The sequence below is a fragment of the Methanocalculus sp. genome (genome assembly GCF_030651615.1).
Lineage (GTDB): Archaea > Halobacteriota > Methanomicrobia > Methanomicrobiales > Methanocorpusculaceae > Methanocalculus.
On sequence record NZ_JAUSCG010000080.1, the window covers coordinates 1 to 8,454 of the forward strand.

An 8,454-nucleotide genomic window follows, 5' to 3' on the forward strand; every position below is an offset into this window, starting at 1 on the left:
TCCTCTGCGCTTCGCTGGATTGATGAGGGGGCGACCGCACTTCATATTATCAATCTCGACGGTGCTTTTGGTAATGCAGGAGCAAATGCGGAGATTATCCGTGAGCTTATCTCTGAGACGGACGTTTTTATCCAGCTTGGAGGTGGCATCCGGTCTGAGAAGGACGCGGCCGGATGGCTTGATATCGGCATTGATCGCGTTATCATCGGAACTGCTGCTACAGAAGATCCTGATGTAATCTCCCGCCTTGCAGACGAGCATGGAAGTGACCGGATCATGGCTGGTGTCGATGCACGGAATGGCGAGATAGCAATTCATGGCTGGGAGAAGACTGCCGGAGATGTTGCCATCTGGGCAGCCCGATTTGAGCAGAAAGGTGCGGGGTCCCTCCTCTTTACAAATGTCGATGTGGAAGGGCTCTGTAAGGGAATTGCAGTTGATCCGATTCGGAGGGTGATCGGCTCGGTCAAGATCCCTGTGGTGGTCTCAGGAGGCGTCTCAAGCCTCTCTGACGTCAGAAGTCTTCAGAAGCTGGGTGCGGGAGGGGCGGTTCTTGGATCAGCACTTTATAGCGGGATACTCTCTCTCCCTGCGGTTATTGAGGATATGGTATGAGACGAGCAGATGTCAGTCGTAAAACGAAGGAGACAAGCATTACGATCAGTTTCGATCCTGATGGTGGTCTCCTCAGTATAGCAACCGGACTTCCCTTTTTAGATCATATGCTTGAGTCGTTTGGGAGGCATGGCCGGTTTGGTCTGTCTGTAATGGCAGAGGGTGACCTTCATGTGGACCCTCATCATACAGTGGAAGATATCGGTATTGTCCTTGGTATGGCAATAAAGCAGGCTGTGGGGGATGGCAGGGGAATCACCCGGTTTGCGGATGCTACGATCCCGATGGATGAAGCACGAGCAGCTGTTGCTCTCGACTGTGGTGGTAGAGGATACCTTGTCTTCGAAGGATCATTTGCAGGAAGAGAAACCGGAGGCATTCCAAACGATCTATTTGAACATTTCTTCTATTCGCTTGTTCATCAGGCAGGAATCACTGCACACATCACATTTCTTGGAAGATCTGATCACCATATGTGTGAGGCGATATTCAAAGCATTTGGAATTACCCTTTATCAGGCGTTTCAGAAGAGTGGGAATGAATCAGAGATCCCAAGTACAAAAGGTATATTCTAACTAAAAGAGGGGTTGGTTCAAGCCTCGCTCTTTGCGGCGAGCTCGATATCTTCCTCTTTGATCGTCTTTCTACCTGCGTGAAGGGCGTACTGATTTGCCTTCTTGGTCAGGTCAGCAATATATGCTTCTGCTTTTGCAACAAGTGCTTCAGCTGCATCACTGCCGACGCGTTCTGCACCATTTTTCTTTGCAATTCGTACTACAGCTGCGATTGGTAGGTCTGCCATGTAAATTCCACCATTGAAAGAGTATATTGTTAAATATTTATATGTTTCGGATATGGTGCGTATTTTATCTTCTATTTCTCTGTTTCTCGACGTTGAAGGGTTATTCTCAATTCAGCGCCTAAGTGGAAAAAAGAGGGCTATTTGGTTTTAAATTGTAAAATGGTTCTAAAATTGAAGTTATTTTTGTGATGCTATAGCTGCGGCAAGATGAATGGCGTTACCATAATTCTCTGATGCGCGCGAAGTATCAACGAACGATACGCCGATATTTACGACAGGTGCGCCATGTCCTGTTCCAGAACCGAGAAGGACAAGGGTTCTGAAGATGAGGTTCCCGGATATCCCGTCAGGAGCGATCACGATCCCAAATGTATGGACGGCTTCCTCGATCAGAATCTCTGCATGAATACCTCCGGTAATTCGTGCGAGGAGCTCGGCTTCAGCCAGAGTTCGATCGACATCAGGACTTCTGCCGATATCTCCGAGACGTCCTCCTGAGAGGATACCTACAGATCTATCGATTCCAATCTGATCTGCAAGCCTCTCAGCACCTCGTATAAGTCTGACTTTGTCATTGATGGTCATCCCCTCATCAACACCAACAGGGGTGAGCAGAAAACGCCTTCCTTCGATGGTTTCAAGCAGGGCGACACGCTCAATCTGATTGACACCTGTTGCCTCTCTTAGGTATCTGAGAGTGGAATGTGCAGGGAGTGTTCCACGGACGCCTCCATCTATCTCTCCACGCAGGAGAGCGTCAATAAGTGCCCTCTCAGGGTGTTGTGAGTGATGGTACCGGAGTGGTGTATCCGATCTTGTCTGTACACCTTCCGGTAGAAAGACAATGACGGAGATCGTATCTGATGAAACCTTTTCTGCAGCGACAAGCACCTTTTCAATCTCTTCGGAGGCTCCGATTCCGATGATCATCGTACATCACATCCGATCTTTTGACGGACCCATGATCCCATCGACTGAGAAATCAAATACCTCTGTTTTGTCTCCCTGATAGCTGATAGTGAGCTCCCTCGTCTCATTGACGGTACCGATCACCTGTGCAGCCATTCCGACCTTTCTAAAACGCCTGCAGACTTCATCCACATGTTCCTGTTTTGCAGTGAGAATGAATCCCATCCCGGGGTACATCTTGATCCAATGTTCGAATGTGATCCCATTTGCTTCAAGATCCGGCATAGGAATTGAATGGAGTTCTATCTCTGCACCTTTCATACTGACTTCCAGGAGCATCCCAAGTGTACCGATGATACCTGGATTTGAGATGTCTTTTGCAGCAGTGACAAGGTGATCTTCACCAAGCCCCTTCATCACTCGTACCTGGGATCTGAGGGTTTCGCTATCCTTCATCGTGACCGAGTCCCAGTTCATCGCACAGGATGGATGTACGCGTCCGTTCAGGTCAATTGCTGCAATGATCGCATCTCCATCTCCGGCCCTGTCACTGTATATGACAGAGTCGAGTCGGGTGGTTCCAAGAATTGCGATATCGATGACATTATATGGGGTATTTGGATGGAGGTGTCCGCCAACAATAGGAACTCCAAAGCTGCGTGCTGCATCTGCCATACCCCGCGTCACCTCATGCATCAACTGATCATCCGTGAATGAAAGGATATCAACCATCGCGAGGGCATCTCCCCCCATTGCGGCGATATCATGGATGTTCACAAGGACTCCACAGAATCCTGCCCAGTACGGATCTGCTTCCATCAGCTTGTTCCATATTCCGTCTGCGGCAAGGAGGAGGGCATTATCTCCCTGTCGGATAACGGCTGCATCCTCCCCAAACGATGCCACTACATCGGAAGAATCGAGCTGTAAAGAGCGGACAATTTCACAGATAGCATGCTTTCGAGTCACACCCTCGTATTCCCTCACCGCCGTTGCTACTGATTGAGTGGAGCAGTTTTTCGCCACAATAAACACCAATAATCGATTACAACTATGGTTTCTGTTTCATCTGAGATAATGTATTTGTTCCTGATTTTGATCTCACAAGTTATTATTTCTCAGCAGATGAATAGATCAGGTATGGACTGGACAGAGAAGTACCGGCCGAAAAGGCTTTCCGACATTGTTGGAAATCAGTCTGCGGTCCGTGAGATCTTCGATTGGGCTACAGGCTGGACACCTGAGAAGAAGCCGTTACTTCTCTATGGCAAACCCGGTATCGGAAAGACTTCAACTGCATATGCGCTTGCAGGCGATCTGGGGTGGGAGATCGTTGAGCTGAATGCAAGCGACCAGAGGACAAAGGGAGTGATCGAGCGAATAGCAGGGAGTTCGAGCACTACTGCGAGCCTTTCAGGTGCAGAGCGGCGTCTTATCCTCCTTGATGAAGCAGACAATCTTGAGGGAAATGCCGATCGTGGAGGGGCAAAAGCAATCGTGGATATCATCCGCCATTCTAAACAGCCCATACTCCTCATCGCAAATGATGCATATGGAGTAGCGCCTGAGATCCGAAAGCTCTGTGATGAGGTACAGTTTCGTGCTGTATCTGCCCGTTCGCTTTACCCTCACTTAAAAGGTATCTGTGCATCCGAGGGAATGATATGTGATGACGATGCGATGAGGGTTATTGCTGAAGAAGCTCGTGGAGATATCCGATCCGGTGTCAATATGCTCTTTGGAGCATCTGTTGGTCGAGACAGAATCACCGTTACTGATCTTCATATCCAACAGAAAGACTCCCGTTCCAGTATCTTTGACCTTGTTGCGAAGACGATATCCGGATCTGCAGAGGATGATCAGTTACTTCGGATTTCCCGCGAGGTTGAAGATACCCCAGATGCTATGATTCAATGGCTTGAGGCTGCCGTTCTTCAGCATCAAAATATACGCAGGCGATCTCTTGCTCTCCATTACCTTTCAGTAGCAGATCTCTATCTGGGAAGGACACTAAGCAGGCAGTATTACACTCTCTGGAGATATGCAACAGCGATCATGCTCATAGGTTCTGCTGCTGCCTCCAGAGAAGCAGGACTTCGGATGAGGATCTCCCCTCCTGCCAGGTGGAAGTGGATGGGACAGGCGCGCAGGCAAAAGATGATACGCCTCTCCCTCCTTAACCGGTGTTCAGATGCTTATCAGATCCCGGAGAAGACCTTTGCTGAAGATTATTTGACGGCGATAGGTCTTCTTGCCGATACTAATCCTGATATATTCGCCCGCCTGCTCAACCTTGACACTGATCAGCTGGGTCTTCTGATCCATGATAAGGTGCGGGCAGGAACTGTTATTAAGGAGATTGAGAAGCAGGTCCGTGATGAGGAGAAGAGAAAGATAGCTTCTAAAAAGGCAAAACTGGAAACTTCTCTGGAAAAGACGGCTCCTGTTCCTGAGAAGAAATCTAAGGCTCAATCAACTCTCTTCTCTTTCTGAAGTGGATAGTAGCGGTGGAGGATGACTCCGCAATCAATGATCTCGCCACCGCTTTCATATATCTCACAACCGAGATGATAAACCAGAAGATCTGATCCTGTTGCCTCTGCTATTGCCAAGAGATCAGGCATCATCTCAACCCCTGGCCGGATTGCATAGATGCAGTCTGCTCCCCTGTATAATCTGAGATCAGGGTTTGAGATATCGTCAACTGCGGATCTGATCTGTTCTGTGGTTTTGAATGGTCTGATATCGATACATAAGACGGAAGCTCCCATACTCCGGATCATCAAGGCAGCTACGATATTACCTCCATATCCGATTTCAACTACTCGTCTGTACCTTTTACCGATAAAACGCCCGACGTTTTCTTCAATATGTTTATACCCGCTCATTTCCTAGTTACAAGTATGGGGATCGTGATCTATTGGGATTATCGATCTGTTGATGGTATTCAGCTTCCGGTTCAGCGGATTATTTCGGATCTTACCGGTTGTTCTGTTGAACTCATATTGGGGGATCACTTCCCTCTTGATGGATATCATGGAATCAGGCGTCAGTATGATGCAGGACGGATCATTAACCGGATTGGCATGTTCAAACGGCTGCATGGCATTCCCGATCACTTTCTTCTGGTAATTCCTGATGACATCTACGCTGATTCAACCGATTTTGTCTTTGGCCTTGCTCGTGAGTCTATTGGGAGTGCTGTTATCTCAACTGCAAGATTAGAAAATGAATACTATGGATTTGAACCTGATATTCATCAAATCATTGATAGGACAGCGAAAGAGGGTGCACACGAGCTTGGGCATCTCCTTGGGCTCCAGCACTGTGAGGACCCTGAGTGTATCATGTTCAAGCCTGAAAGTTTAAGTGAGCTCGACAGAAAACAGAAATACTTCTGCCCTGAGTGCAGGTTACAGCTGCCTTGATCCGGACAATATCATGGATTTTTTCGATCACTTTTCCAAAGATTAATCTCTCAAACCCCGGATACATAGAGTATTCTGTTTATGAGGGTTGATTATTGGTCTCTATGAAGGTTCCATGGCATGCCATCTGGGGATATGGTGCACATATCAAATCCACACCAGGAGTTCTGTATGTACAGAAACGCTCACAACAGTCGAGCTATTCCATTGAAGCGATCAAACACCTCCTTCTTGTAGGGGGGCACACTATCCAGACTGCAACAATTAATCGCCTTCTTGAGAAGGGTGCTTCTATTTCATTCTTCGATGCGCATGGCACACCTCTTGGTACGCTCCGCCCATTTGGACCGAATAAAAATGAAGATATCTGGTGTCTTCAGACTTCAATTCCATCACATCGGTTTGTGGTCGAATTTGTCAGATCATCGATGAAATCCCGCCTCCTCTGGCTCGAAGAGCTGGCAGAATCCAGCGAATCCACTCTCTTTTATCGTGGTGAACAGGACGTTCTTCGTCAGGCCCAAAATGAGATTGAATATCTTGTCAGAATAGAAGAGATTCGTCGGCTCCATGCGTTATCGACGGACATGTACTATGAGATCCTCTCCCGGCTGGTTCCGGCTGAACTGGAGTACCGGAGGAGGACATACCGTCCTCACTTTGATCCTATTAATGCAATGCTCTCATTTGGGTATGCGCTTCTCTTTGGGAATGCCTGTGTTGCTATCATAGGGGCTAATCTAAATCCCGATCATGGTCTCCTCAATCAGGGGGCTGGAGGATTTGTATACGACATTATAGAGCCTTTAAAGAGATCAATGGTTGACTCCGTCGTCTTCGAGCTGGCCCGTGAGTCGCTTCATCCCGGGGATTATGAATTGAGTCAGACGCGTTGTGTTCTTGGGGATGATCTCGTCTCCAGCCTTCTGGATCGGTTATATACAACAATTGATCAGCGCATTATCGATACCAATGTGTATGCGTATCTTCAATCTCTTGAAAGGGGGGGAGAATTTGAGGTGATCTGTTAGTTTGATGCTCGTTTAATAGAAAAATCAGGAAAAGCCGTTCCAACATAATTATGGGTTTCAATATCTCTGATAATGGCTCTGGGGCACCCATACAGCATAGAGACAAACTTTTCCAGTATCACGCTCTCTCCTGTTGCGAGTACACGAACTCTTCCATCCGGGAGATTTTCCACCTCTCCTGTAACGCCGAGGTTAGTTGCGATATGTCGGACACAGGCACGAAATCCGACTTTCTGTACTCTTCCCGCAATTATAAGCTCAATCGTCTTCATGACTTAGCCCCGACCCTTCTCACCGAAACGCCCTCTTTTCTCACATGATACTATTCATTGATCTGGCTTTGTGCGTAGTGACTCTGCTTCATCCATCTCCTGGATTAACTGCATCGCTACATCAAGCTCATCAAACACTTCATCACGGAGTTCTGCGGTTGTGATGTTCGTTGCGGTTGCCATCGCCATATCAAAAATATTGCCTGCATGTTCATACTCTCCATTTACAAAACAGTTGAGAGCAAGATCACTGAGTATATATGCACGCCGTGGTAGGGGTCTGATGACACCCGCCTCACGTATTGCCTGCTGGATCAGCTTTTCTACACGTCTGCTCTGTGATCGGCGCCTGAGAAGCATGGCAATTCCGAGATAATACTGTGAACGAACCCCCCTATCCGGAATTGCCTGGAGTGTCCTCTCGATTTGACCGTGATCAGCAAACTTACCATCTTCATTTATGCACCTTTCAAGTATCGTACGGGGTGCCTGATGGAGCCCATGTGATTCTCCGAGCATAACCATCAGCCCTAGTTCTTCAGAGATACTAATTCTGACTGTTTCGTCGGTGATACTTTCAAGGAGCTCAATTATCATGTCACCTATATGTTTCTCCGGGTGAGCAGTATATTCATCAAGGAGATGTGAAATTATCCTCTTTTTGATTGTACAGATGATGAAGGGGACTTTAATCCTCTCGCTTGCTTCAATGGCCGATCGGATACATATTTCTTTCTCTTCCCATGGTATATCGACCTCGGGTGAGGAGACAAAATCTATAAGGAGTGTCGCACGATCATAAGGGATGGTAAGGCAAATTATCTTGTCATACACCCTCTGAATCAACAATCTCTTCTCATCTTTACTCCTTGTAATCTTAAGAACAGGTATTGTTGTATAGACATACTCGATTGGGTCCTTAATGGTATCGAGGATCACACGCGGATCCGGGAGATCAGTGGTCTCTCCTGACACTTCACGATATGCGACAAGTGCGGCTACAAGCTGTCTTCCCGCAGTATCTGAGACCTCACCTGACATATCATTAAACCGTGATAATACTTCTATTATACACTCTCTGGCTGCAACAGAATTTAACTCTGTATAAAGAACTGCTGTTTTCGTGAGGATCTCACTTGCTTCTTCAGCATTCAATTCTTTGATCTCCAGACGAATACCGCCTAAGATCTCACGTGCTGTATCTGGTTCATGTATTGCCAGGTAATCTCTGGCAACATTGCAGAGTTTTGTTAAGCGGTTATATTTATTTGATATCTGATTGATAATCCGTCTTATTAATCCAAGGACGGTTTTTGATTGTCTGGCGGTGGGCAGGCTTCCTATTATTGAGATAATGCTTTCATAGGGATTGTTCAGATCGATCTGGTTCGAGAGTG

The 8,454-nt window shown here is 47.1% G+C and carries 11 protein-coding genes; 5 read left to right on the forward strand and 6 right to left on the reverse strand.

Annotation, left to right across the window (positions count from 1 at the left end):
• The coding region (gene hisA, locus Q7V06_RS03250; RefSeq protein ID WP_304838016.1) for a 1-(5-phosphoribosyl)-5-[(5-phosphoribosylamino)methylideneamino]imidazole-4-carboxamide isomerase at positions 1–615 on the forward strand (615 nt) is incomplete at its 5' end.
• On the forward strand, positions 612–1,190 hold the full coding sequence (hisB, locus tag Q7V06_RS03255) for an imidazoleglycerol-phosphate dehydratase HisB (RefSeq protein WP_304838019.1): 579 nt from the start codon (positions 612–614) through the stop codon (positions 1,188–1,190). The genes hisA and hisB, both read left to right, overlap by 4 nt.
• 17 nt (positions 1,191–1,207) lie before the next feature.
• Here hisB and Q7V06_RS03260 read toward each other — a convergent pair whose 3' ends face one another.
• From Q7V06_RS03260 to Q7V06_RS03270, 3 genes are all read right to left on the reverse strand, one after another.
• On the reverse strand, positions 1,208–1,417 hold the full coding sequence (locus Q7V06_RS03260; RefSeq protein ID WP_304838022.1) for a histone family protein: 210 nt from the start codon (positions 1,415–1,417) through the stop codon (positions 1,208–1,210).
• Positions 1,418–1,594: 177 nt separating this feature from the next.
• Complete coding sequence (mtxX, locus tag Q7V06_RS03265; RefSeq protein WP_304838025.1) at positions 1,595–2,347, reverse strand: methanogenesis marker protein Mmp4/MtxX; 753 nt, start codon at positions 2,345–2,347, stop codon at positions 1,595–1,597.
• 6 nt (positions 2,348–2,353) lie between these two features.
• Entirely contained in the window at positions 2,354–3,352 is a 999-nt protein-coding gene (locus Q7V06_RS03270; RefSeq protein ID WP_304838028.1) for a methanogenesis marker 2 protein, read from the reverse strand.
• Between the two features lie 99 nt (positions 3,353–3,451).
• Here Q7V06_RS03270 and Q7V06_RS03275 point away from each other — a divergent pair, with 99 nt between their 5' ends.
• Positions 3,452–4,819, forward strand: coding sequence for a replication factor C large subunit (locus tag Q7V06_RS03275; protein WP_304838031.1), 1,368 nt, complete (start codon positions 3,452–3,454; stop codon positions 4,817–4,819).
• On the opposite strand, the gene Q7V06_RS03280 is transcribed toward Q7V06_RS03275, so the two are convergent.
• Positions 4,795–5,214, reverse strand: coding sequence for a UPF0146 family protein (locus Q7V06_RS03280; RefSeq protein ID WP_304838035.1), 420 nt, complete (start codon positions 5,212–5,214; stop codon positions 4,795–4,797). The two genes, Q7V06_RS03275 and Q7V06_RS03280, sit on opposite strands and share 25 nt — an antisense overlap.
• A 15-nt stretch (positions 5,215–5,229) precedes the next feature.
• Between Q7V06_RS03280 and Q7V06_RS03285 the strand changes: the two genes are divergently transcribed.
• Both Q7V06_RS03285 and cas1 read left to right on the forward strand, forming a co-directional pair.
• Positions 5,230–5,754 carry an archaemetzincin family Zn-dependent metalloprotease gene (locus tag Q7V06_RS03285; RefSeq protein ID WP_304838038.1) on the forward strand — a complete coding sequence of 175 codons (525 nt, stop codon included), beginning with the start codon at positions 5,230–5,232 and terminating at the stop codon, positions 5,752–5,754.
• Between the two features lie 104 nt (positions 5,755–5,858).
• On the forward strand, positions 5,859–6,785 hold the full coding sequence (cas1, locus tag Q7V06_RS03290) for a CRISPR-associated endonuclease Cas1 (protein WP_304838041.1): 927 nt from the start codon (positions 5,859–5,861) through the stop codon (positions 6,783–6,785).
• On the opposite strand, the gene Q7V06_RS03295 is transcribed toward cas1, so the two are convergent.
• Both Q7V06_RS03295 and Q7V06_RS03300 read right to left on the reverse strand, forming a co-directional pair.
• Complete coding sequence (locus tag Q7V06_RS03295; RefSeq protein ID WP_304838044.1) at positions 6,782–7,057, reverse strand: acylphosphatase; 276 nt, start codon at positions 7,055–7,057, stop codon at positions 6,782–6,784. The genes cas1 and Q7V06_RS03295 overlap by 4 nt on opposite strands.
• A gap of 54 nt (positions 7,058–7,111) precedes the next feature.
• On the reverse strand, positions 7,112–8,454 hold a 1,343-nt coding region (locus Q7V06_RS03300), incomplete at its 5' end, for a hypothetical protein (protein ID WP_304838047.1).